Here is a 2161-nt window from a genome sequence, read left to right on the forward strand (position 1 = left end):
CGCTGGGCTACACCGCGAGCTTTCCCCTGCTGGCCGCGCCCCTGCTGGCGGCCATGGGGGGATGTCCTCCGGTCGGGAAGGGCGCGAAGCGTCGCGCCCCCCGAGGGGTCTGGCTAGTGTTTGGGAACCTGGCGGTCGAAGAACACGGACTTGCCGTAGAAGCCCACGGGGATGCCCATGGCCACGCCCGCGTCGATGTAGCCCAGGGCGCGGGCCGCCGCGCCAACGCGCTGCTGCACGCGGTTGTCCAGGTTGAGCAGGCTGGCGGTCTTGGCCGCCGAGACCAGGGCCGCGCCGATGTCCATCATGCGCATGACGCAGTGGGGGCCGTCGTAGCCCATGGGCGTGTCGGTAAGCGTGCGTGCGGCCTCGAAGGCCTTGCAGGTGGGGTGGCCGCAGGCCCCGCAGTCGTAGCCCGCGCCGTGGGACTTGCCCAGGCCCACCAGCACCAGCGCCTGGCACTGCTCGATGTTGGCGGCGTCGCGCAGCCAGTAGGCTTCGTTGCTGCTCTGGGGCGCGTGGTCGCGCATGGCCTGGGCGATGCGCCGGAGGTCTTCCTCGCGGCTCACCACGGCGATCTCCAGGAAATCCTTGCCCCCGGCCTTGGGGGCGGTGCGGGCCGAGGCGGCCATGAGCCGGGCAACCTGAATGGCGGTGTCTTTCATGATCAATCTCCTTTGGGGGTTTCCGTGGTTGCGAGCAGGGCGTCGAAGAGGTCTGCGGCGCGGCGCGTGCGCTCGAAATCGTCGCCGGGGAGGCGGCAGAGGCCGTCGAGCACGCGCTTGACGCCCAGGGCCTCGGGAGGCCCGGCCTCCAGGTCCAGGTCGATGGCCCGGATGATCTCGCGCAGGAGCGCTGGCACGCGCGCCTCCAGGGAGAAGGCGGCGCAAAGGGTCTCGAAGGTGGTCAGGGGGCCGGTGTGGGTGAACTCGGCCTGGTCCATGTCGAAGCGCGCGGTTCCGGGGGCGGGCGGGCAGGGCCGGTCTTCGGGCACGAAGCGCAGGCGCGCCCCGGGGTCCACGAAGCGGCGCACCAGCCAGAAGGAGGCCAGGCGGTCCACGTAGGGGTTCTCGCGCGTGACCCACTCCAGGCCCTGGTAGTCGGCCGGGTCGCGCCGCTCGACGCCGTGGGCCAGGACCGGAGACCCGGGGGCGGCCAGGGCGGACAGTTCGTCCAGGAGCGCGCGCGCGCGCGGACCTCGCGGACCGGGGAAATAGTCGATGGCCGCCAGGGCCTCGGCGCGCCGGGCGAGCCTGCGCAGGGCCTGGGCCTGGGCCTGGGGCGAGAGGGCCTCGGGGGCCTCGCCGCCTGCCCCGCGCAGGCGGTCCAGGAGAGGGAGCACCTCCTCCTCGATCGCCAGCCAGTCGGCGTCGCGCGCCTTGGTGAAAAGCTCTTCCAGGTCCGGGGACTCCAGGTTGGCGGGAGCGCCCGATTCCAGGAGCAGGGCCTCGCCCCCCAGGTCTTCGACCTCTTTGGCCAGCCAGACGAGTTGTTCGCGCAACCCGTCCCGCCGGGGCAGCACGTAGAGCGCCCCCCGCGCGATGACGGCCCCCAGGCCGCCCAGCCTGCGCCAGACGCGCATGCGCCCGGCCTGGTTCTTGGCCGGGAGCGTGAAGGAGAAGTACAACCAGTGTGTGTTGCTCATGCGACATAAAATGTCACATCTATAACTTAAGTCAAGGGGCGCGCGAACAGAAAGGTCTGCGCCGGGGGGGATGGCGGCGGCAAACAGCTGGAGTGACGTGAAAATGAGTCGGGACGCTTCGAGGAAGGGCCCGCCCGGGGCCGGAGAGGTCGGCGCGGCCTCCCCGTCCCGGGAAGGCCGCGCCGGGGACTAGAACTTGTAGCGCAGGCCCAGGGAGGCCTTCCAGACGTCGCCGCCCTTGGCCTGGTTCACGAGCCTGGGGCCCCAGACCGAGGAGTCGAACGCGCCGTGCGCCCAGCCGGTTTCCAGGATGAGCGCCAGGTTCTTGTAGACGTTGTAGCGGCTGTCGAGGTTCACGGCCACCACGGACTCGGTCTCGGCCAGCTCGCGTCCCATCTGGAAGTAGTTGCCGTAGCCCCACAGGGCCACGCCCGCGCGCAGCGCCCGGCCGGAGTTGAGGCCCTTGGCGAAGCTCACCGAGAGGCGGCTGGAGAGGTCCTGGATGATGGGGGCGGC

General features: G+C 71.2%; 2 protein-coding genes and 1 pseudogene. All 3 read right to left on the minus strand.

Features of this window, described 5'->3' with window-relative positions; genetic code table 11:
* Window positions 1-113: 113 nt before the first annotated feature.
* On the minus strand, window positions 114-665 hold the full coding sequence (locus tag ACV4UX_RS05270) for a ferredoxin domain-containing protein (RefSeq protein ID WP_491592274.1): 552 nt from the start codon (window positions 663-665) through the stop codon (window positions 114-116).
* A gap of 2 nt (window positions 666-667) precedes the next feature.
* On the minus strand, window positions 668-1645 hold the full coding sequence (locus ACV4UX_RS05275) for a chromate resistance protein ChrB domain-containing protein (protein ID WP_491592275.1): 978 nt from the start codon (window positions 1643-1645) through the stop codon (window positions 668-670).
* 189 nt (window positions 1646-1834) lie between these two features.
* Window positions 1835-2161: pseudogene (locus ACV4UX_RS05280) on the minus strand (outer membrane homotrimeric porin); the annotation flags it as partial.

This window comes from Fundidesulfovibrio sp. (assembly GCF_058402725.1).